11 protein-coding genes and 1 pseudogene are annotated in these 23967 nt (G+C 46.5%); 1 reads left to right on the plus strand and 11 read right to left on the minus strand.

What is annotated here, in order from left to right:
- Positions 1 to 172 precede the first annotated feature (172 nt).
- The 10 genes and pseudogenes from NYE70_RS14710 to NYE70_RS14755 all read right to left on the minus strand — a co-directional run bounded on the left by NYE70_RS14710 (position 173) and on the right by NYE70_RS14755 (position 16350).
- Positions 173 to 1063 (minus strand): YecA family protein, encoded by an 891-nt coding sequence (locus NYE70_RS14710; protein WP_341046574.1) that lies wholly within the window; start codon positions 1061 to 1063, stop codon positions 173 to 175.
- On the minus strand, positions 1064 to 1573 hold the full coding sequence (locus NYE70_RS14715) for a hypothetical protein (protein ID WP_341046578.1): 510 nt from the start codon (positions 1571 to 1573) through the stop codon (positions 1064 to 1066).
- A gap of 325 nt (positions 1574 to 1898) precedes the next feature.
- Positions 1899 to 4949 (minus strand): type I restriction endonuclease subunit R, encoded by a 3051-nt coding sequence (locus tag NYE70_RS14720; protein ID WP_341046580.1) that lies wholly within the window; start codon positions 4947 to 4949, stop codon positions 1899 to 1901.
- On the minus strand, positions 4942 to 6210 hold the full coding sequence (locus NYE70_RS14725) for a restriction endonuclease subunit S (RefSeq protein ID WP_341046583.1): 1269 nt from the start codon (positions 6208 to 6210) through the stop codon (positions 4942 to 4944). Before NYE70_RS14725 ends, NYE70_RS14720 begins: the two co-directional genes overlap by 8 nt.
- On the minus strand, positions 6207 to 7766 hold the full coding sequence (locus NYE70_RS14730; RefSeq protein ID WP_341046584.1) for a type I restriction-modification system subunit M: 1560 nt from the start codon (positions 7764 to 7766) through the stop codon (positions 6207 to 6209). The genes NYE70_RS14725 and NYE70_RS14730 overlap by 4 nt, the downstream gene beginning before the upstream one ends.
- A 1068-nt stretch (positions 7767 to 8834) precedes the next feature.
- A complete protein-coding gene (locus tag NYE70_RS14735) occupies positions 8835 to 9038 on the minus strand; it encodes a hypothetical protein (RefSeq protein WP_341046585.1) in 204 nt (67 codons plus the stop codon).
- A gap of 126 nt (positions 9039 to 9164) precedes the next feature.
- Complete coding sequence (gene ligA / locus NYE70_RS14740) at positions 9165 to 11156, minus strand: NAD-dependent DNA ligase LigA (protein ID WP_341046586.1); 1992 nt, start codon at positions 11154 to 11156, stop codon at positions 9165 to 9167.
- Positions 11157 to 11327: 171 nt separating this feature from the next.
- Positions 11328 to 12332, minus strand: a pseudogene (ligA, locus tag NYE70_RS14745) (NAD-dependent DNA ligase LigA); the annotation flags it as partial.
- Positions 12333 to 12603: 271 nt separating this feature from the next.
- Entirely contained in the window at positions 12604 to 14988 is a 2385-nt protein-coding gene (gene pcrA / locus NYE70_RS14750) for a DNA helicase PcrA (protein WP_341046587.1), read from the minus strand.
- A 618-nt stretch (positions 14989 to 15606) separates the two neighbouring features.
- Entirely contained in the window at positions 15607 to 16350 is a 744-nt protein-coding gene (locus NYE70_RS14755; RefSeq protein WP_341046588.1) for a heptaprenylglyceryl phosphate synthase, read from the minus strand.
- Positions 16351 to 16828: 478 nt separating this feature from the next.
- Between NYE70_RS14755 and NYE70_RS14760 the strand changes: the two genes are divergently transcribed.
- A complete protein-coding gene (locus NYE70_RS14760; RefSeq protein WP_341046591.1) occupies positions 16829 to 22924 on the plus strand; it encodes an endo-1,4-beta-xylanase in 6096 nt (2031 codons plus the stop codon).
- Between the two features lie 71 nt (positions 22925 to 22995).
- Here NYE70_RS14760 and NYE70_RS14765 read toward each other — a convergent pair whose 3' ends face one another.
- On the minus strand, positions 22996 to 23874 hold the full coding sequence (locus tag NYE70_RS14765; RefSeq protein WP_341046594.1) for a phosphatidylinositol-specific phospholipase C/glycerophosphodiester phosphodiesterase family protein: 879 nt from the start codon (positions 23872 to 23874) through the stop codon (positions 22996 to 22998).
- Positions 23875 to 23967: the final 93 nt, after the last annotated feature.

Consider the following 23967-nt stretch of genomic DNA (forward strand, 5'->3'; position numbering starts at 1 on the left):
AAAGGTATAATTTCATAGTAGACGTGTCTGCAACAGTCCTAGAGAAAAACGGAACTTCTGCACTTACGAAGCAACACCCATATAATGGATATCAATCTGATTATAGTCCGAAAGAACAAGCCGCGTATAAAAAAATGGCCTCCGTTTTGGAAGCCCACTGGTTTGACTTAATTCAACAATTAGCCATTAATAATGGCTTAAAACTAATTTCCCCTTTTACCTCTATGTGGGAATAAACACCTTTTTGATACTTATATTCACCACAACATTTCTTAAACTTTTTACCGCTATTACAAAGACATGGGTCATTACGACCGGCTTTATCATAATCCTCGTTGTAAAAAAACTTTTCCGTCTCAATTACAGAAAAAAAACACAATGGATTTTTATTATTATCTACAAAGTAGTTCAATATCTTAAATTTTTCTTTCTCGGTTCTCGTATCCCCACTTAGTTCCATTACACAACGTTTATCTAATGGATGTTGAACCAAAGCAACTGCCTCAAGAACAATACCTTCAGCTTTTGAAACAGCCATTTCTCCCCAATACAACTCTCCGGGAATATGGCTGCAATCTAAATCTAAAAGAGATTTCCCACAAATGCTACACTTCTTTGTTTTTACCACCGCTTCAATACTGGCAAAAATCTTATAAGGGTAAAGTTTTTCAAGTTGATTTAAGTGTTCGTTCAATAATTCAATTCCAAATTCACTGTGGTTTTTGGTGAATTTTGTTACAACAAATAACCTATCAATAGTATCCTGCAATAGTATCCAAGAATCTTTGTATCTTTCTTCTAAAAGCAATTGCCAATACATCGAGTAGTACTTAAACATTTCACAATATGCTTTAACAACAAACAGCGAGTTAGCTATTAGTTCATTTTGACTGACGATTGCCTGCATTTTAATATGATCGCAAAGTTGAACCGATTCCTGACATAATTGAATTACTCGCTCATAAGTTTGCTTTTTCAACTCTCGATAAATTTGATTTATTTTTGTTTTTAACTCTCGATGTTTAGGAAAATCCTCAAGTTCATTTTTTAATATTGAGAGCATTTAATCCTCCCATAATTTGCTTACATCAATTTTTTCAAAACTATCTCTGAATCCTTCCATTGGTCCGTTGTACATAAGTTTCTTGCTTTTTCCTGCCTTCTTATTCTCAACGATTAACTGGAAATGAACAGTCGGCTCATCTTTAGGTCTTCCTTTCATCTTGTCATAAACATAACTACTAACAAGGTTAATGACAAAACCAAAAAGACCTTCCTTTATAATCACTATTGTTGGAATCCAAATATCAAAAGAATGTAATGCGAGAAATTTTTCTTCGCCTTTATTTTCAAATAACTCGATTTTTACTTCTTGTGATTCTTTTTTAGCCTTTGAGTATTTAAAAAAGGTTACTGTATCGGGTTGAAAAGCCCTATCGACCCCTTCTTTAATATTGAAATCGGGCAACAACACTATATCTGCGTCTTTTACCCTCTCCTTTGTTTCATCAGAAAAAACGGCCATTTTCATAAAAGTGTCTACCGTTTGAGTTGAATCGTGAATTTCAAACATTATTTATTATTCCCCCTTGTTTTGATACCTTAGTAGTGAATATTACGATGAGTGAGTAGATAGCCTGTCCTCCGGGAAAAATGAGCCACTAATCGACGGAATCAGTCTCACAATAATTGGTATGAGTGTGGGGTGACAGCAGGCACTTTGGGGCTGCCAAACGTCGAGTTAAGAAGTGCAGGGGCTTTGTTCCCGAAAGTATGAGCCACGTCTTCGGCCAATGAGAAATCATTTGTCGGTATATCCATACATGACTGCCGCTCCACGCTTCCCAATCTTCTCTCTTGAAGAAAAGCCGCAGGCTCAGAACCTACGGCTTCCCTCACTATGCCTCAATTGGCCAATCCTTAAATTTCTCTTTTGCCTGATTAATGATCGCATTCGTTAGGAACCGCAACTGCTCACCCTTGATCTGCTCCCGGATTAGCACCATTTTCACTGCGTTGCTGACCTTTGCAAGGACATCTGCACGGTGTGGATTCGTCCAATCGATTTGGATTTCCTTCTTCATGGCTACAACCACTTTGCGAATCAATCCTGCGATAAACTCATTGGAGAAGGCTTCATTACCCATATTTTCGATAATGTAGTAAAACGCCATTTCCTCGTCAGACAGCCCGAGCGCTTCTTTCTTCTTGCGCTCCTCGTCCATCTTCTTCTTCGCTTCGACCATCATTTGCGCAACTGCGGTCGCCGTGATGACGCGGTTGTGATAATCGTTGATCGTCTTCTCTAGAAGCTTACTTAACTCTTTCCCAAGCGTATTCTTCTGCTTCACCAGATAGAAGATTTCTTCCTCTAGCAGCTTCTGAAGCAGTTTTAGTCTCAGATCGACGTGCGGTTTTTGCTCAAAGTCAGCTAGGAACGCTTCATCTAAGATCGAAATATCCGGCTTCTCCAATCCCGCTTTCTCGAACAGATCGACGGCCTCTTCACGGGCGCCTATACTGCGGTCGATCAATTTCTTCAGTTCTTCCTCGATGTTCTTTGGCTTACCCTCCGGGCCGCCAACGATTTTGAACTTCTTGATCTGAATCGTAGCAATCTCATAGAGCAGTTCCTCATTCGCGTACGGCATTACGGCCGGCAAGTGCTTCACCAGTTGATATGCTTTATCCAGTTTTGCCTGCGCATTCAGGTAAGTGTCCTCATCCGGTCCCATCAAAAAGCCCACGAAGTCCGCAATCCAATCCTCACGCTCAACCTTCGGCTTAGCCCGCCAATCCGTAATGTCGATGCCTGGCGGGATCAAAGCACGTACCGCTTCAAGCGCCTCGAAGAAGATGGGCAATGCCTCTTCCTCGATATCTCCAGCCGGCTTTCCTTTACCGCCGCCTTGTGTATAGCGATGTGTCGCCTCTTTCAACGCTTCGGCAATGCCGATGTAATCGACGACAACGCCGCCCGTTTTGCCGGGGTAGACGCGGTTGACGCGGGCGATTGCCTGGATCAGGCCGTGACCCTTAATTGGCTTATCGACGTACAGGTAGGTCAGCGGCGGAATGTCCGTACCCGTGAGCCACATATCCCGCACGATGACAAACTTGAGCGGGTCATTCGGGTCGCGCAGTTTTGCTTTCACGCTCTCCTGCTCTTCCTTGGACTTGATATGGGCAAACTCGCTGCCCGGCTGCTTTTCGCGCCAACTTGGTGGGTCCTTGTCGATATCGCCGGTCATGACAATTTCGATCGGTGGACAGCCTTCCACTTCCCGCATTTTCTCGTACAGCCGAACGCAAATTTCACGGCTCATGCAAACGATCATGCCCTTTGCCTCGGGGGAAGCTGCCTTTTTAAAATGCTCCACAATATCCTTGGCGAGTGTCTCCAAACGTTCCGAAGTACCGACAACCTTCTCCAGTGCCGCCCATTTGGCGCGCTGTTCATCCCATTTTCCATCCCCTACCTGGCTGACGATTTGCTTAAATTCCTCGTCTAGCCCTGCGTTCTCAAGATCAAGTGGTATTAAGCGGGATTCGTAGTAGATCCGAAGCGTTGCACCATCCAAAGTGGCCTGCTGCATGTCGTAGATGTGAATGACGTTCCCGAACAACTCAAACGTGTTGCGGTCCGCAAATGTGATTGGCGTACCTGTAAATCCGACGTGTGAAGCATTCGGCAAGGCACGACGGAGATTGCCGGCAAAACCGTCAAAACTGTACTGGGTACGGTGCGCTTCGTCGGAAATGACGATAATATTCCGACGCTTAGAGCAAACTGGGAACTCCCCTTCGCCGTCCTTCAGGCGAAATTTCTCGATGGTCGAAAAAATAATCTGGCCTGCTTCGTTACTGAGCATTTCACGCAACTCATTGGCATTCTCCGCATGATGAACGTTGCCAACCAAGGACGCCCCTTGAAGGAATGTCTCATGCAACTGACCGTCTAGATCCGCACGATCCACTTGGATTACGATCGTCGGATTATCCATCTCCGGATGCCGCGACAGAATCCCGGAGAAAAACAGCATGGAAAGCGACTTGCCCGAGCCAGTGGCGTGCCACAAAACCCCGATCCTTCGATCCCCTTCCGGTCGGGTGGCACGAACGGAATGTTCGACGGCAAACCGGACGCCAAAGTATTGGTGGTACTTGGCCCCGATTTTGATTGCTTCTTTGTTACCATCTTTCATGAACACAATGAAGTTGCGAATATAATCGAGCAATCGTTCCTTTGGGAACATCCCCTGGATGAGTGTCCGCATTGTGTTCGTGATGTTGTTATCGACTTCTTTACCATCGATGGATTTCCAGGCAGCATAAAATTCGTACGGTGCCCCTGGAATGCCATGGAGCGTCAGGATGCCATCGGAGATGACCGAAAAAGCGTTGTAGTTGAATAACTGTGCGATGTCATAGGTGTAGTTCGTGATTTGATTGTAGGCATACTCAATCGTTGCCTGCTCGCTATACGGGCTTTTCAGTTCAAAGACAACCAGCGGCAGACCGTTTATATATATGACGAGGTCCGGCCGCCGCGCCATCTTCCCTTCGATCGAAAGTTGGTTTACGACGAGAAAGTTATTCGCAAGCCGATCGTCCCAGTTGACCGGATATACATGGTAAAATACCCGCTCGCCCTTCTCCTCGTAGGAAAAATCGATGCCCTTCACCAGCATTTCGTGGAACCTCTGGTTGCGTTGGAGCAACGTCACTCCGTCCGGATCGGAAAAATGTGAAACAAGCGCAGGGATATGCTGCGCTGGAATTTCGGGATATGCCTTTTTCAGAAAGGCTTCGAGCCGGTCATAGAGCACGACGTCATGAAGCGAAGAACGGCCGTAGAGGTTCATCGCATGACTGTATTCGTACCCGATGGCCTGCAGGCGACCGATTGTTGCTTCTTCAAAATCTGTTTCGTACAGTCCGTTAGCCACAAGCTAACACCTCCTTGGCTTGTTCTTCTGTTGCCTTCACATCGATTTCTCCGGAAAGAAGGCGGGGAAGTAGGTAATCACGCATTTCTTTTAACGTGTTTCTTTCTTGCAAATTCGAAAGAATCAGTTCAAAATATTGACCTAGTTCTGTCTCAACTATTCTCCTAGTTTCTTCAGGTGGGTATGGGAGTAATTTCTCAATGAGGTGTTCCTTCTTGATGTGTCCCATCGTGGTTGCACGGCCTGCTGCAATGTCCTGAAACTCTTTGATTACACTTTTCAATAAAAAATAAAGAGTCTTCTCACTAAAAGAACCATTTGTTTTTACATTAAAAATGTGTTGATTCAAAAGTGCTGGGCCATGTGACCATAGATAGATCCCAAGAGAAGCAGACCAAGAGAATAGTACATCCCCTGTATTCAGATGGTATTTGCCTTGGAAACTCCCTGCATAATATTTTGCAGATTTGGGGCTATCTGCATTGAGTTCAGAAATTTTTATAACTGGAAGTCCGTGTTCTTCATCATTCAAATCGTGTTGCTTAAACGCCATTCCATTTATAAATTGAGCAAGTGAGTATAAAGAGCGAAACTCCCAACCTTCTGGAATAAAACCCGATTCAGTTTCTACGAACTCCACATCTTGAAACGGCCCAAAATCCACAAACCAATGCTTATACGATGCCATCGCCATCTGTTCGAGCGTTTCGTTCATTCGGTGATTTATTGATATTTTCTCGTCCAAAGAATTGAGAATATCTCCAATCCTTCGTTGAGTTTCCAAAGGAGGTAAAGCAAACTCATATGACTCGATCCTGCTTGGTGCAGTATGAAGAATTTTTGTTCCTGACGCTGTGTTAAATAAATGTTTGTTAAAGTCATTTGATAAGAACAACCAGTATAAATAGTTGTCGTCAACGAGGTCGGGTCGTAAAATCTCCACCTTACCAAGCCGTTGGTTATGCAAATAGATTTTGCCGTCATCAGGTATTCGCCCAGGAATACCCAAGATTTCTCCGCCTGCCGTTTGACAGGTCATAACTAGGAGAATATCATTTGGCGATAACTCATATTCTTTTGGATAAGCGCCAACATAACCCTTCTTCTTTGTCGTCTCAAACCGAAAACCACCATCATATTGAAAATTCCCAATATTAACAACAATCGGTTCGTTAGTTGTAACATCGGTGAAATACTCACTTTTGAATGGCCATCCATGGTGGACTTTGATAATTTCAGAGAGTTTAACGGTCATTGTCATATCAAACCCTCCAAATTCTTAACTATTCGCACCTGAAGTCTATTCGACTCGTCAAACTGTTTTTGAAGTCGCCCCATCAATTCTGACATCTTTTCCTCGAATGGAACATCGTCCGTCTCTGTCTCTTCAGTTCCAACATAGATCCCCGGCGTCAACCTGTATTCACGGCCTTGAATTTCTTCAATAGTCGCTGTTTTGTAGAAGCCTTCAACACCTTCAAACTTGCCATCCGCACTCCGGAACGTATGATAAACACCCGCAATCTCTGCAACATCTACCTTTGTCAATGCCTTCTGCTTCCGGCTCACCATAACGCCCTTTTTCCGGGCGTCAATAAATAGTACCTCATTTTCCCGTGCCCGGTACCCATTTTCTCCGTTTCGGTTCTTGCTCAGAAAGAACAGGCAGCACGGAATTCCAGTAGTAAAGAACAACTTCTCCGGCAACTGCACGACACAATCGATATAGCTATCATCTACCAATTTCTGACGCACATCTTTCTCGCCAGAGTTGTTCGTCGTCATAGCGCCATTGGCCATGACGAAGCCCGCGTTTCCTCCGTCTTTAAGGTGGTACAAGAAGTGCTGCATCCACATATAGTTCGCATTGCCATCGGTTACGGCCTTATCATAGTTTGTGATTAGACGCGGGTCATTCTTCTGTACCTTATCTGCGCCCCAAAGATCCATGTTGAACGGCGGATTAGCAATAACGAAATCGAATTGCTGATCCTTGTATTTGTCATCCAAAAGCGAATCCCCGAGCCGGATGTCGGCATTGATACCGTGCATTAGAACATTCATTTTCCCTAGTCGAACCGTCATATCCACGCTCTCTTGGCCATAGAAAGAAAGCGAATTTTTGTTTCTAGCATAACGCTGAGATTGCACGAACATGCCACCCGAGCCGCAAGCAGGGTCCAAAACCGTGCCTGATTCCGGCTCCAGCATGGCAACAAGCAGTTCGACAATGGAACTCGGGGTAAAGAACATACCACCACGATTTCCTTCACTGGATGCGAAATTACCGATGAAATACTCGAATACGCGGCCCAATACATCCACTGCATCATCGCTGGATGCACTGAAGGTATCACGGGAGAAAATTTCGATAAGAGAGGCAAGGTTTTCAACTGGAAGGTTCGTGCTCTGATAGATGCGCGGCAGTACGCCAACCAAGTCTTCGTTCTCCGCTTCTATCAACTTCATGGCGTTATCAAGAATCTCTTTGATGTTCGGCTGCTTGGCGTTTTTTACGATATAAGACCAATGCGCTTCCTCGGGCAACACGTAAACGCGCTCGGCAATGTATTGATCACGGTCTTCCAGGATCTCACGAACTATTTCCGCATCATTGAAATACATTGGACTGCTCGGGTCACTTAATTGCTTCTCCAATTCCTTGCGACGTTTATCGTAGCGCAAAGAAAGGTAGCGCAAGAAGATGAGCGGAAGAACGATGTGCTTATAATCAGCCGGAGCGACCGTTGCACGCATCCGGTTCGCGGCTTCAAAAAGATCCTTCTCAAAGTTTATGTCTGCTTTAGCTGATGCCATGATGATAATCCTTTCCGATGTAGAGTATTTCCTTAATTTTAATGCATCGCACTGACTATATGATGTCACGGAACATATGTTTGAACGTATTAAGTCCTATGTTATTGAATTCTACGAAATACGACATCAATCCTGCTTGATATCTCAGAGAATTAAGAGCAACCGTAATTGAGGGAACTAGATACGATTATTACCGTCCGCCCAGCTTTTGTGACGGTCATTGCAGAGTAGAGAATCTTGTTATGTCGAGAGGCATCGAGTCAAAGTGTGGAGTGAGATTGTGAAGGCCTATTTCAGCCGGGGTAAGTGAATCGGAATAACACATGACGCCGAGTTACAACAACCGACATATGCGGAAGAATGAGGATTGGGTATCGCTGTGCGACGGGTCAAGCGTTAGAATCGAAACCGTCTGTGGCATCTCGGATTTAAGGTGCGTGCCACTCCTTTACATCTTAACAAGAAGAGCGAAATCACCGATGTGACTCAGTCTATGTTTCATGTTACTTAAGATTCTCCATCATCACTTACCCTACTTCTATACCATCAAGTAGTCTACCAAGTTTACTATACTCCGGCTCCAGTTTACGGAAGTTTACCAAAGCGTTTAATGGTCTACTTGGGTCTACTCAAGATTCTGTAATACTTAATCACAAAGCAAAGCTTACAACATACCAACTCTTGCTTCTGCATCCGGATAGGTGCAACTCCTTGTTTTCTAAAACAGCTTACGTAATATCCAACGACACATTTGTCTTTTATCCCCAATCATCCTTCAGCCCTAAATCCCCAATTAACAAAACAATGTAAGTTGTATAGTGCTTGGCATCTGGAATATCGAAGGTTCATGCTCAAATTCCGATTCAATGTCGTACATTCCTATAATAGCTGTTATTAATTCAGATTCCTTCATCAAGAACATCATTTGGCACGTATAATCTGTATTGAAAGCCATTGTACTCATCATTCAAGGATTGTCTGTCAAACAATCTAGTCCGCCCTTGATGTTATGCTCAATAAATTGGTGTAATTTTAACCACTTTATTTTCATAGACACACAACCTATATTCAATTAGGATCGTTATTATCGTCCAAATGTTTTTCAAACTCTGAGCCAAACCGATATATTCCATAAATCAAGATTCCTATCAATCCGCTTTCCAGCGCCTGAACATATTCACTAACGAGAAATAGACCGGTCCCAAACCCTAAGAATATAACGCTAAATATTTTGAGCAATGCTCCTTCATTTTGGTTTAACCATCTTATCATGCCTGGCACCTCACTTACGTTTGGTCTATTTGGTCTACCCTCAGTTATAACAAGCATAAAATAAATATAAGAGGTGTGCCACTTATTAAGTAAACACACCTTCATGAACGATCTGAGTTGTCTTTTTTACCTTAACAAATTGTTGAATTCTTCTTCATCAATTATTTTAACGCCTAATTCCTCTGCCTTTGTTAACTTACTTCCTGCTTCTTCTCCCGCAAGGACAAATGACGTTTTCTTGGAAACACTACCCGATACTTTGCCACCATGCATTTGAATTAATCGGGTAGCTTCGTCTCTTTTTAGATTCGGAAGCGTTCCGGTAATAACAAATGTTTTTCCCGTAAATCTGTCGTCTTTGCTTACTTCTGATACTTTTGATTGGGTATTAACACCTGCATTTTTCAATTTTTCAATTAATTCATGCGTACTGTTAAGACTAAAGAAACTCAAAACGCTAGTTGCAACTGTATCACCAAAATCCGGTAACATAATTAATTGATCGTAGGTAGCGTTACTAATTTCGTCTATGTTTGCAAAACTAGAGGTCAACGCTCTTGCCGTTTGCTTCCCTACATTCTTTATTCCAAACCCTGTAATTAACTGGACCAAATCATTTTCCTTTGATTTATCAATCGCATTCAGCAAGTTATCAACCGACTTCTCCCGTCCAACTATTCCTTTCTCAATTAGCTCATCACGATGTTCTTTAAGGTAGTAAATATCTGCGATATTTTTTATATATCCTTCAGACATGAGAGACTCGACTGAACTTGGTCCAAACCCTTCTATATCCATCGCATCTTTAGAAGCAAAATAGGTAATTCCCCTGCTCAATTGGGCTAAACATTCGTTTCCACCACAGCGGGTATCCGCTCCGTTTTCATCTCTAACAGTAGGAGAATTACAGATAGGACATACCTGAGGTATTGTGAACTTAACCGCATTGCTCGGTCTTTTCTCAGGAATGCTTCTAACAACCTCCGGGATTATGTCTCCTGCCTTTTGTATTACAACAGTATCACCTATTTGTATATCCTTAGAATCGATAAAATCTTGATTGTGTAAAGTCGCTTTAGAAACTTCAGTGCCTGCTAATATAACTGGCTCTAGAAGAGCTAAGGGCGTTAATCTGCCCGTACGACCCACTTGTACTTTAATGTCTTTAATAACCGTTTCCTTTTGCTCTGGTGGATATTTAAAAGCTACAGCCCACCTCGGGACTTTACTTGTCGTTCCTAATACTCTTCTGTCGCTCAGATCATCAACTTTTATAACAGCTCCATCGATACCAAAGGATAAACTTGATCTTATCTCTCCGATATCCGATACATACTTCCAAATTTCTTCTGCAGTTGTACAAACTTTATAATCAGGGATTGTTTTAAATCCTTGATTCTCTAACCACTTCAACGTTTCACTGTGGGAAGTGAAGTCTTTACCTTCTGATATTTCAAGGTTAAAAACGAATATATCCAGGTTACGATCTCTAACCACTCTTGAATCTAACTGCCTTAAAGTACCTGCTGCTAGGTTCCTCGGTGTTTTATATTTTTTACCGTTTACATCTTTTTGTTTCTGTATTACTTTTTCAAAGGTTTCATTGGACATATAAACTTCCCCGCGGATCTCCAAATAAGGCAATTTGGTTGGAATCTCTTTAGGAATTGACTTTATCTCTAAAAGATTTTCGTAAACTGATTCTCCAACCTCGCCATCCCCCCTCGTAATTCCTTCCGTTAATTTACCATTGTGATACCTTAACATAACGGTTAAACCATCAATTTTCATCTCGACTACAAATTTGGGGTCAGAAACCTGTGAGTTTACTTTATTTACAAAATTATATATATCTTCTTTTGTAAATACATCTTGTAGACTTATTACTGGTACATCGTGTTGTACCTTTCTTAATTCACGTTTAACAGAGCTTCCTACTTTTTGTGTAGGGGAATCAGAACTAATGAATTCTGGAAATTCTTCTTCAAGCCTTTTTAATTCTTTGTAAAGTTTGTCATACTCATAATCGGTTATTTCCGGCTGATCCATATCATAATATTTTTCATTGTGGTATTTTATCTGTGCTCTTAAATTCTCAATCTGTTCTTTCACATTCATAACAATCACACCCCCACTTTCTTAAACAAAAGTCATCGTAGAAAAGATATTTATTTCGTTTATTTCGTTTATTTCAACTCAGTATTAAACAAAACTCTAAGCCCCCTTGTTAACTACATTATTCCAACAATAAAACGGTTCATAACTTTTGTTTGCAAAAATGTACTTATTGCCGGTGCGTCCCACGTTCCAGGTCACCGATTCAAGAATCGTGGTCGTCTCCTCGGCTTCAAACTTGAACGCAACCGCCCAGCGCGGGAACTTGTCGGTATAGCCGAGCGCCTCACGTGTGCGCATGTCAGTGATCTTAATGACGGCCCCGTCGATCAGATAGTCCAGCGAAGAGCGCTGTTCCACGATCGAGTGAAGCACCCCCATCACTTCCTCAAAGCTCTGGTGATAAGTCACGTACGGATTGACCTTGAAGCGATTCTCCTTGAGGAATTCCATCATCTCCCGGTGATCGCTAAATTGAATGCCGTCAGAATATCCTACATTATAGAAAAAGGCGCTCAGCTTCCGCTCCGCCGTCGTGCGCGGATTCAAGTTACGAAGAGCTCCTGCCGCGGCATTGCGCGCATTCTTGAGCGGCTCCGCCGCAGTCTCGTTATATTTGGCGAGGACGGACAAATTCATGATGCCTTCGCCCTGCACTTCGATCGTACCATCTTTGTACGGAATCGTAAGCGGGACGGAACGAATAGTTTTAACCTGGGCCAAAATGCCTTCGCCGACGGCTCCGTTCCCCCGCGTGGAGGCTTGCACCAGCTTGCCGTCGGTATAAGTCAGGTTGAGTGTAAGGCCGTCGAACTTAAGCTCCACTACATATGTGGGCTGAGGCAGCGGGTTGTCGGGATGTTTGCTGTTGTAGTCGGCGACCAATTTTTGAACCCGGTTATTCCAGTTGATCAGCTGCTCTTCATTTTGCGCTTTGTCGAGGCTCCATAATGGAGCCAGGTGCTTATGCGGCTTAAAGCCCTGCAGCAATTCGCCACCGACCCGAAGCGTAGGGGAATCGGGGAGCTGCACTCCGGATTCTTTCTCCAAAGCGACCAACTCGTCGTACAGCACGTCATACTCCTTGTCGCTGACGAGCGGCTGGTCCAAAGTATAGTAGTGATAGCTGTACTGATTCAATTGCTCGACAAGCTGTTCCATTCTTTGCATAGCATCCATGCGGGACAACCCTCCTTATATGTATGGAAACGAAGGGACCCGGGGCTTCCGGGGCCGCTTGCGTCTCGATTTAACTATCATTTTCTCTGGCTCTGGCTGCTCTTGCAGGCTGGCTGATAAAAAACCTGGGCGGGTACAATATATCCATTTGTCCACTTTTAGGTGGACACTTTTCCGTTTTGTCCTCCTCAGGCGCACAAAACGACCTGGAAGTTGCAACAGCCAGTGCTTGGTACACTGGCTGTATGGCTGAATGCCTGCTGAGCTTCTACTACTCCGTCACCTTCGTGATCGGAGCGAATCCCGCCAGCAGGCGCTTCACGCCGACCGGCGCCGGAAAGGCGATTTGCAGCTCCATGTCATTGCCGGAGCCTTTAATCGCCACGACGGTGCCGATGCCCCATTTGCCGTGCGACACTTTGTCGCCGGCGCTGAAGCCTTCGCCGGAGCTGCCGGCACCCGGCGTTGATTTTCTCGCGGCGGACGGGCCGCCGGAGGTACCGGGCATGCCCGGTACCGTCACGGTAACGCCGCCGCTGCTGCCATTGCCGCTGCGGCCGCCTGCGGCAGGCCGCGAGGCCGGTGATTCGGCCCCGCCGCCGCGGTGGCCGAAGTTGCTGCCGCCGCTGGCGCCAAAGCCGCGGCCGCTGTACGCGCCGCCGATGCCCGCCCCCCGGCGGTAGCGGTCGCGCTCGATGCCTGTATCTTCCTTGAGTTCCTCGGGAATCTCCTCCAGGAAGCGCGACGGCGGGTTCGCCGTAGTGCGTCCGAACAGCGTGCGCATCTGCGCGCAGGAGAGGAACAGCTTCTCCTCGGCCCGCGTGATGCCAACATAGGCGAGGCGGCGCTCCTCCTCCAGCTCTTCATTATCAAGGAAGGCCCGGCTATGCGGGAACACGCCTTCCTCCATCCCGATAATGAAAACGACCGGGAACTCCAGTCCCTTCGCGCTGTGCATCGTCATCAGCACTACGGCGTCATCGTTTTGTTTTTCCGCATCGCTGTTGTCGTTCATGCTGTCGATATCCGCGATCAGCGCCAAATCGGTCAGGAAGGATACGAGCGTCTTATCTTCATTATTATTCTCAAATTCCATCGTTACTGACAGGAACTCATCAATATTTTCGAGCCGGGAACGTGACTCCAGCGTATTTTCACTTTGCAGTTCCATCCGGTATTGAGACATTTCCAGCAGTTTCTCGGTCAGTTCAGTCACGGACAGATACTCGACCATTTTGTGCAGCGCGGCGATCATGTCATAGAACTCAACCAACGCATTACGCGTACGTCCTGCGAAGCCGAGGTCGTCCACCGTCTCCAGCACGCGGAAAATGGAAGTGCCCCGCTGCGCCGCCGCATCCGCCAGCTTGCCTACCGTCGTATCACCGATCCCTCTTTTTGGCACATTGATGATCCGGGTCAAGCTGATATCGTCGTCCGGATTGGACAGAAGCCGCAAGTAACCGAGCAGGTCCTTAATTTCTTTACGATCGTAGAACTTGATGCCTCCGACGATCTGATACGGGATATCCGATTTGATGAGAATTTCCTCGATTACCCGGGACTGGGCATTAGTCCGATACAAAATAGCATGATCGCGGTGTTGCTTGCCGTCTTTTACATTTTTGGCGATCTCCGAGGTTACGAAATACCCCTCATCATGCTCCGAATCTGCGCGGTATACTTTGATTTTGTCCCCGTCGCCTTTGTCGGTCCACAGTTTCTTCGGCTTGCGTCCGGTATTCCGCCCAATTACGCCGTTCGCCGCGTTCAGAATCGTCGAAGTGGAACGGTAGTTCTGCTCCAGCATAATCGTGCTCGCTTCAGGATAATCCTGTTCGAAATTCAGGATGTTACTGATGTCCGCCCCCCGCCAACGGTAGATCGACTGGTCGCTATCGCCCACGACGCAAATCCGGTGATGCTTGTCAGCCAGCATGCGGCACAGCATATATTGGGCCCGGTTTGTATCCTGATACTCATCGACGTGGATGTATGCGAATTTTTTTTGATAGAAATCCAGCACTTCCGGCGTCTCTTTAAACAGCTCGATCGTCTTCATGATCAAATCGTCGAAATCGAGCGAATTGTTGTTGCGGAGCTTCTTCTGGTACATGGTATATACTTTAGCGACGATGCCTTCAAAATAGTCCCCGATCTTTTGCTCATACTGTTTCGGGGTGATCAATTCGTTCTTCGCCGTGCTGATCATCGACTGAACCGCCTTCGGCTCAAACTTTTTCGTGTCGATGTTCATCTCTTTCATGCAATTGCGGATCACGGAGAGCTGATCGGTAGAATCCAGAATGGAAAAGTTCGACGTAAACCCGATACGCTCGATATCTCTACGGAGAATCCGTACGCACATGGAGTGGAAGGTGGATACCCAAATGTCGCGGCCTTCCGACCCGCCAACCAGCCGGGAGACCCGGTCCTGCATTTCGCGGGCGGCTTTGTTCGTAAACGTGATCGCGAGAATCGCCCAAGGCGGAGCCTTGCGCGTAGCGATCAGGTAGGCGATGCGGTGCGTGAGCACGCGCGTCTTGCCGCTGCCCGCGCCGGCCATAATCAGCAGCGGGCCTTCCGTCGTCTCGACGGCTTTGCGCTGCTCCGGGTTTAGGCGGGCCACCGCCTCTTGTATATTAACAGGTTGCATAGTAAATGCTCCTTTCCAAATGCTCAATACTTAATGTGAAGTAAAAATGAATGTATAAGTAAAAGTTTAAGTGAAAGTGACTCCACGTTTTATCGAATAATATAGGATGAATTGTGAAGAAGATTAATGATAATGACGATGGCGATGGCGATGATGATTCGCTGGATAAACTAGTTGATAGGCTCTAGGACAAGGTAGATTGATGCTTGTAGATTAAAATGATTAATAATGTGATAGTAAATATAGTGCTAAATCGAGTGTTGGACATTAACTGGAAAATATACAGCTAATTTCGCCGTCTTCTTGCAATCTCATTAACTAACTGTAAAACCTACAGCTAATTCGCCTTCTACACGCCAAAGTTGCCTAATTCGTCTTAATATAGATGGAGGTTTTACAGCTAATTTAGTCGTAGGATGCAATTTTGCCAAATTAGCTGGAGAAAATGCAGTTAATTTGTTTTCGGTAGGGCTTAGGTTACTTGGGTTACTTGGGTTACTTGGGTTACTTGGGTTACTTGGGTTACTTGGGTTACTTGGGTTACTTGGGTTACTTGGGTTACTTGGGTTACTTGGGTTACTTGGGTTACTTGGGTTACTTGGGTTACTTGGGTTACTCTTACCTGCTACCACTGCCGTAGAAACTACCGTTACTGCTACCGCCAGTAATACTATTCCCTTTCACCGCCTGGACTGTGCTCAGCGCGCCTTGCAGGTCGCTGTAAATTGCGTTGCCGACAACGATTGTGTCGCTGACGGCCGCCGCCCGGCGTGCTGTTTCGGCATCGTGAATCCCCCCGCCATAAAAAAGACGAGCACTCTCAAGACATCTGCGCACATCCGCTACAAGCTCCATGTCGCCGAATGTCCCGCTATACTCTACATAGATGATCGGCATCTGCAGCAATTTGTCCGCAACCTGGGCGTACGCGGCGGCAGCCGCTGCATCCAGGCCAGTGGTGGCCTCCGTAACTCGGGCAACCGTGGAATCGGGGTTCAGAATGAGGTAGCCTTCCGGAACCAACAACTCCCAAGGAATCATATACCCGTACTGCTCGACCGCTCGGGCATGCTGACCGACCAGCCAATCGCTCCGCGAGGTGTTCAGCACCATCGGTATCATATATAAATCAAATCCCGGCACGACGGCTTCCAAATCGGAAACCTCCAGCACGCACGGAATTTCAAACCGGCGGATGCGCGACAAGAGATCCACCGTATTCTCATACGTCACTCCGCTGGAGCCTCCCACCATAACGGCATCGCTCCCGGACATACAAACGGCTTCCAGCACCTCGTCTTCCAATGGACGATCGGGGTCCAACTTGAATACATGCCGCCAAGACTGCAAACTTTGCTTCAACACCGACTCCTCCAAGCTTGTCCAAACTATTCATATACCCGTTTCGGTCACGAAAAACGGGGCCTCTCTCCCGCCCCGCTCGTGCTTTGTCCGCTGTATTAGGTCAACCTTTATTTCGTATCAGCTGATTCATGCAAACCGGCTATTTTTCATAGCCACTTCTAGTCTAAGTGACTGTTAGAATACTGTCAATGTTCGTATGAAATGCGAACAAAAAGAACACGGTCCCCTGAGCTGATCCACAAAGAATGAACGTTCATTATGAAGCTTCCTGGATTTATTATGCACCCTCAGTAGAAAAGAGTATTTGCATTCTTCCTTCTTTGCATTTATCTGGGAAAAACTCGGATTGTCCTTTAATTTTGAGTAAGACGGTTCTAATTCGAAATGGTATGCTCCGGAAGGGAGGAGGTGAAATTAACATTTTTGTAAGCGCTTTACCATTTTCGACAAATTTGGTGCAGGAGGAATGCTTTAAATGAGGAGATCGTTCAAACAAATTGCTTCAATCTTACTTACAGCGGCCTTGCTAATGCCGGCGGGTCTCATTGTCCGGACCGCGCAGGCAGCGGATTCAGCAGCACCTAATTCGGTAATCGTATACCACGAAAACTTTGAAAATGGCCCGGGTAAGGCAACCCAATCGGGTAGTGCCAACCTGGAGGCGGTAACTGGCAAGAAATTCACCGGCAATGAGGATGGAGCAGCATTATCAGTAAGCAACCGGTCCAATAATTGGGACGGCGTTGACTTCGCATTCGGTGACATCGGCTTGGCGGCTGGACAGGAATATACCGTAACAGCTTCCGTTTATGTTGAGGATGATTATAATCTGCCTCAAGGTGCGCAAGTCGTTCTTGAAGTTGTAAGCAATAAAGGCAGTGATGATGAATCGTACAATGGAATTAGCTCCACAGCGTTTAAAGCAGGACAAGGCGTCTCACTCTCTGCTAATCTCCCAGTTACGAACGTAGAGGGTACAGCTCTTCGGATAAAATCCAATGATGAAGGTGCAAAAGTTCCCTTCTATATCGGGGATATTTTAATCACCACAGTAGATTCCCCTCCCTCATCTGCTGTAGTGCTTCAACAAAGTTTTGAAGATGGTGCTGCCGGGGGATGGGCTAGGCTCTCTTGGGGCACCAGCGGTGAAGTTTCCGTTATTGACGGTATCGCCTCCGCTGGCACTAAATCATTAAAGTTTTTTAACCGGGCCAATGAGAAAGCAGTTCCTGCTCTCGCCCTGACGAACATTGTCAAATCCGATCGAAAATACGACATTTCTCTCAAAGTCAGACTCGGTTCGGATTCAGGCAATTTCCATATCGCCTCTAAAATAGATTCCGACCTGCTCGAAAACAAGTATCCCTGGATCGTTGGAAATAAGGTAGTAAACGCTCTTGAATGGACCACATTTGAAACTAAAGGCTACGAGATTCCATCTAACACCAAGGAAGTCATTATTTACGTTGAACCGGCCGAAGGCAATATGTTGACCTCGGATATTTACATCGACGAAGTGATCATCACGGATGTCACGCCGGGCGGGACTAACCCTCCGGAAGTTGTAGACAAAACAGGCATATCCGCCGACTTTGAAGATGGCCTGGATGGTTTCAAAGCACGGAATGGCCGGGAAACTGTAGTACTTTCCAAAGAGGACAACCATACTTCTGACGGCAGCCAGAGTCTCCTTGTTACTACTACAACCCAATATGATGCTGCATTGGTCGACGCCGGCGGTAAAATGGCCAAGAACCACCAGTATGAGCTGTCGGCATGGGTAAAAATGAAATCAGGCGAGGCCCCTACAACTCTGCGCATTAGTGTCCAATACGCAGACAGCGGCTTTGCAAACGTGTCCCCGAACGTAACCGTAACCGATCAACAATGGGTAGAACTGAAGGGCAAATATACTCTTACGACTACCCCAACCGTACTCAATGCTTATGTTGAGACCGCAAATAATGATGGAGGTAACCGTACCTTCTTTCTGGATGATTTTAAATTGTCCTATTTGGGGCCGGTAGCTGCGGCGCCTCCGATTCAAGAAGGACTTCCTAACATAAAGGATGTTTACACTGACGATTTCCTGATTGGTAATATTGTTAACCCGGGAAGTTTTGACGAGAATCGGCTCAAGCTTCTGAAGAAGCACCACAATGTCGTCACGTTTGAGAACGATATGAAGCCGGACTATGCCTATAACAGCAATAGAGTGTTTGACTTTACCGCAGAAGATGCCCTTGTCCAGAGAGTACAAGATGCAGGCCTTGACTTGCACGGACACGTACTCGTATGGCATGCGCAGTCACCAGAATGGCTTCATACCGCAGCCGATGGTCAGCCATTGAGCCGTGAAGAAGCTCTGGAAAATTTGAGAACACATATTAAAACCGTAGTAAAGCACTTCGGTGACAAAGTGATTTCCTGGGATGTGGTCAATGAAGCGATGAACGATAACCCGGCGAATCCGCAAGACTGGAAAAAGGCATTGCGCAATTCGGGCTGGTTGAAAGCCATCGGCGATGACTTTATTGAGCAGTCCTTCCTTGCGGCCAGAGAAGTCATTGATGAAAATGGATGGGATATCAAGCTCTACTACAATGATTACAATGATGATAACCAGAATAAATCCACCGCCATCTACAGCATGGTTAAAGAACTCAATGAGAACTATGCCAAAACTCATCCAGGCAAAAAGCTGGTTGACGGGATCGGCATGCAGGCCCACTACAATCTGGGCACCAGAATAGACAATGTCAAGAGTTCGCTCGAGCGCTTCATATCCCTGGGCGTTGAAGTCAGCATTACCGAACTGGACATTATGGCGGGCACCAACTCTACGATCACTGACAAAGAGGCGCAGCAGCAGGCATATCTTTATGCCCAATTGATGGATCTCTATAAGAAAAACAGCGACCATATTCCGCGTGTAACCTTCTGGGGATTAAATGACAGCACGAGCTGGAGAGCCGAGCAGAATCCAACCCTGTTCGATAAGGATCTGCAAGCGAAAAAGGCTTACTACGGGGTAATTGACCCCGAGAAGTACATGGAGGAAAATCCGCCTCAAGGTATGGATGCCAAACAATCCAAGGCGTATTATGGAACACCGTCTATTGACGGTTCTGTTGACAGCGTATGGAGCAATGCTCCCGAAATGAAGCTGGATACGAAACAAATGGCCTGGTCAGGTGCTTCAGGAACAGCCAAAACGCTATGGGATGACAAAAATCTGTATGTATTGATTCAAGTCAAAGACGACAAACTGGACAAATCCAGCGTTAATGTCTGGGAGCAGGATTCGGTCGAAGTATTCGTCGATGAAAACAATGCAAAATCAACCAGCTATCAAGACGATGACGGACAGTACAGAGTGAACTTCGACAACGAGACTTCATTCAATCCGGCGAAAATCGCTGAAGGTTTTGAATCCAAAACCTCTGTTTCCGGCACGAATTACACGGTTGAAATGAAAATCCCGTTCAAAACGATTACACCGGCCAACAATGCCAAAATCGGCTTTGATGCCCAGATTAATGATGCCAAGAATGGCGCACGTATCAGTGCCAATGCATGGAATGACCCTTCAGGCCAAGGGTACCAGGACCCGTCCGTATTCGGGGAAGTTACACTCGTTGGAGGCCAGACTCCGATTCAAGAAGATCTTCTTAACATTAAGGACGTGTACGCCAACGATTTCCTGATTGGCAATATTGTTAACCCGGCCACTTTTGAAGGAAATCGGCCTAAGCTTCTGACGAAGCACCACAATGTCGTCACGTTTGAGAACGATATGAAGCCGGACTATGCCTATAACAGTAATAGAGTGTTTGACTTTGCCGCAGAAGATGCCCTTGTCAAAAAAGTACAAGACGCAGACCTTAAACTGCACGGACATGTCCTTGTCTGGCATGCGCAGTCACCTGAATGGCTTCATACCGGGGCCGATGGTCAACCGTTGAGTCGTGAAGAAGCTCTGGACAATCTAAGGACCCATATTCAAACCGTCATGGAGCACTTCGGTGACCAGGTAATCTCCTGGGATGTCGTCAACGAAGCGATGAACGATAACCCGGCGAATCCGCAGGAATGGAGAAAGGCATTGCGCCAATCCGGCTGGTACAAAGCAATCGGGGATGACTATCTCGATCAGGCGTTCCTAGCAGCCAGAGAAGTCCTCGATAAACACCCGGACTGGGATATCAAGCTCTACTATAATGATTACAACGATGATAACCAGAACAAATCTACCGCCATCTACAGCATGGTTAAAGAACTCAATGAAAACTATGCCAAGGATCATCCAGGCAAGAAGCTGGTTGACGGAATCGGCATGCAGGCCCACTACAATCTGGGCACCAGAATAGACAATGTCAAGAGTTCGCTCGAGCGCTTCATTTCCCTGGGCGTTGAAGTCAGCATTACCGAACTGGACATTATGGCGGGCTCCAATTCTGTACTCACTGAAAAGGAAGCGACGCAGCAAGGTTATCTTTTTGCCCAACTGATGGATCTTTATAAGAAGAACAGCGACCATATTCCGCGTGTAACCTTCTGGGGGCTGAGTGACGGAACCAGTTGGAGAGCCGAGCAGAATCCGGTGCTGTTCGATAAGGATCTGCAAGCGAAAAAAGCTTACTACGGGGTAATTGACCCCGGGAAGTACATGGCTGAAAATCCGCCTGAAACCATTGATGTCAAGCAATCCAAGGCGTATTATGGAACACCGTCTATTGACGGGTCTGTTGACAGCGTATGGAGCAATGCTCCGGAAATGAAGCTGGAAACGAAACAGATGGCTTGGTCAGGTGCTTCAGGAACAGCTAAAACGCTATGGGATGACAAAAATCTGTATGTATTGATTCAAGTCAACGACGACAAACTGGACAAATCCAGCGTCAATGTCTGGGAGCAGGATTCGGTCGAAGTATTCGTCGATGAAAACAATGCAAAATCAACCAGCTATCAAGACGATGACGGACAATACAGAGTGACCTTCGACAACGAGACTTCATTCAATCCGGCGAAAATCGCTGCAGGTTTTGAATCCAAAACCTCTGTTTCCGGCACGAATTACACGGTTGAAATGAAAATCCCGTTCAAAACGATTACACCGGCCAACAATGCTAAAATCGGCTTTGATGCCCAGATCAACGATGCAAAGAACGGCGCACGTATTAGTGTAAATGCATGGAATGACCCTTCGGGTCAAGGGTATCAGGACCCGTCCGTATTCGGGGAACTCACCCTCCTCGGCAAATCGTCCGGCGGCAACAATGGAGGAGGTAATAACGGCGGTGGCAATAACGGTGGTGGATCTGGCGGTTCGGGTTCCGGAAACTCCAATTCCGGAAACAGCGGCTCCGGTACGCAGCCTGGCACACAACCCGGCACGGTCAACAATAACAACGGGGTTGTATCCATCCAGCCTACTGTAAAGGTTGAGAACGGAAACGCTTCGGCAACCGTATCCAGCGAAAGCCTGAATAAAGCAATCGGGCAAGCTTCACTGGGAGCAAATGGCAAAAAGCAGATTGTTATTGAAGTACCGAATCAAGCAAATGTGCAATCTTATGTTGTTCACCTGCCGGCTTCAAGTCTGCAAAGCAACAACAATGTTGAATTTGTGCTCAAGACGGAGTACGCAACCCTTCATGTACCATCGAATATGCTGTCCAATATGACGGAGGAAGCCGGGCAAGTCTCCATTCAGATCAACAAAGGTTCTGCGAATGACCTGAATGCCGATGCACGTGGAAAAGTGGGCAGCCGTCCGATCATCGATCTTAGCGTGAAGGCTGGCGACCGTGTCCTTGCCTGGAACAATGCTGCGGCGCCTATAACGGTATCCTTGCCGTACACCCCTGCCGCACAGGAACTTGCTAACCCGGATCAAATCGTGATCTTGTACGTTGGCAGCCAAGGGCAGGCAACGGTCGTACCAAGCGGAAGATACGATTCGAAGACGGGCGCGGTTATATTCACGACCACCCACTTCAGCACATATGCTGTAGCTTATGTAACCAAATCTTTTGCCGATCTACAAAACACGGCATGGGCGAAACAAGCCGTTGAAGCGATGGCGGCCCGCGATATTATTAAGGGAATCTCTGATGAGAACTTCGCCCCTAAGGCTTCCATCACGAGAGCAGACTTCATCACCTTGCTTGTCAGAGCGCTGGAATTGAAGGGCTCTGGCGGAAATGCGGCAGCCTTCAGTGATGTTCAGCCAACCGCTTACTATGCGGAAGCCTTGGCTATCGCGAAGGAGCTTGGAATTGCTTCCGGATTTAATGACAACACCTTCAAACCAGGCAGCAGTATTTCTCGTCAAGATATGATGGTCCTTACAGCAAGAGCCTTGAACGCGGCCGGTAAGCAAACTGGCGGCCAAGGAAGCCTGGATCCTTATTCGGATGCCACAAGCCTTGCCGCTTATGCCAAAGACAGCGCTGCTTCTCTCATAGGAAGCGGAATCGTCAACGGCAAGGACGGCAAAATTGCACCAGCGGATACATTGACCCGCGCAGAAGCAGCGATGATTCTGTACCGGATCTGGAAGCTGTAAAATTCGTTTAAAAGCAGTTGATTCTCAAAAAAGCTGCCCCCGTCGGTTCAAGACGGGGGCAGCTTTTATATTTATAAGCCCAGGTATTCCAGCCAGCCCACACGCCCGGCATCATCCTCTTCCAAAAAATCAGTATAAAAGCCGTAGACGCCCATCCGCTTGAACTTAAGGATCGTTTTGGGATCGTTAATGGTATGAACATATGAAGGAACGCCGATCTTGTTCAGAGCGGACACCAGGTTTTCATTCGCCCGGGTCTCGGACATCGTAATGGCCGCAAGCCCTTTTTCCTTGGCAAAACGCACAACCTCGTCATCCGAATCATGGGTCTGATAAAGCGTAAAAATCACCGATTCAAAAGGATAGATGTCCTCGATCGCATCCCACATCGACTGATAATAAATTTGCGGCACGATCCGCTCCAGTAACGCCGGGTCTTTTTGCTTCGCGCTCTCGACGATTTTGGTGAAAATCTGGTCGATCTCCTCCGGCTCGATTTGCTTCGTATCGGTTACGAGATACATATCGGGGTGCTGCTCCATCAGATCAAGGATATCGTCCCAGCTGAGCGGCTCATACTTGCCCATGATCTTGGCGTTTTTAAATTCCTCGAAAGTCCATACCGCGGCATGGGTGCCGGGATCCATTACTTTCTCTTGGCCCATCATCTTTGTAAAGCTCTCTCCCCACTCGTGCCGGGCAATGAGCTCATCATCCTTGCTGAGCAGCAGGTCCGCTTCGAACACGCGGGTACCTTTGGCATAATTGGCTTCAAAAGCCTCGAAGCTGTTGCTATACGTCAGCCCTTCAATCCCGCCCATGGCGTGCGCCACCATGCGGTGGGCCCTGAAGCCCTCGTACCGCGAGGCTTGAGGCCGAAAGAGGGTAACGATCAGTATGATGGATAGACCTAAAATTAGTGCGATATAGTAGAAAGTTCTTTTTTTCATGAGAGTATGCATCCTTTAATTTTATTTATGACGTAATCTATAACTCTATTATACTATACACGAAAAAAAGCCTGAGGACTCATTGAGAGACCT

The organism is Paenibacillus sp. FSL R5-0407 (genome assembly GCF_038009185.1).
Lineage (GTDB): Bacteria > Bacillota > Bacilli > Paenibacillales > Paenibacillaceae > Fontibacillus > Fontibacillus vini.

Excerpts from the sequence above, each read along its gene's own strand:
- NYE70_RS14725 (WP_341046583.1), bottom strand. The coding sequence starts at position 6,210 with ATGACAATGACCGTTAAACTCTCTGAAATTATCAAAGTCCACCATGGA.
- NYE70_RS14760 (WP_341046591.1), top strand. The coding sequence starts at position 16,829 with ATGAGGAGATCGTTCAAACAAATTGCTTCAATCTTACTTACAGCGGCC.
- NYE70_RS14735 (WP_341046585.1), bottom strand. The coding sequence starts at position 9,038 with ATGATAAGATGGTTAAACCAAAATGAAGGAGCATTGCTCAAAATATTT.
- NYE70_RS14710 (WP_341046574.1), bottom strand. The coding sequence starts at position 1,063 with ATGCTCTCAATATTAAAAAATGAACTTGAGGATTTTCCTAAACATCGA.
- ligA (WP_341046586.1), bottom strand. The coding sequence starts at position 11,156 with ATGAATGTGAAAGAACAGATTGAGAATTTAAGAGCACAGATAAAATAC.
- NYE70_RS14730 (WP_341046584.1), bottom strand. The coding sequence starts at position 7,766 with ATGGCATCAGCTAAAGCAGACATAAACTTTGAGAAGGATCTTTTTGAA.
- NYE70_RS14765 (WP_341046594.1), bottom strand. The coding sequence starts at position 23,874 with ATGAAAAAAAGAACTTTCTACTATATCGCACTAATTTTAGGTCTATCC.
- pcrA (WP_341046587.1), bottom strand. The coding sequence starts at position 14,988 with ATGCAACCTGTTAATATACAAGAGGCGGTGGCCCGCCTAAACCCGGAG.
- NYE70_RS14715 (WP_341046578.1), bottom strand. The coding sequence starts at position 1,573 with ATGTTTGAAATTCACGATTCAACTCAAACGGTAGACACTTTTATGAAA.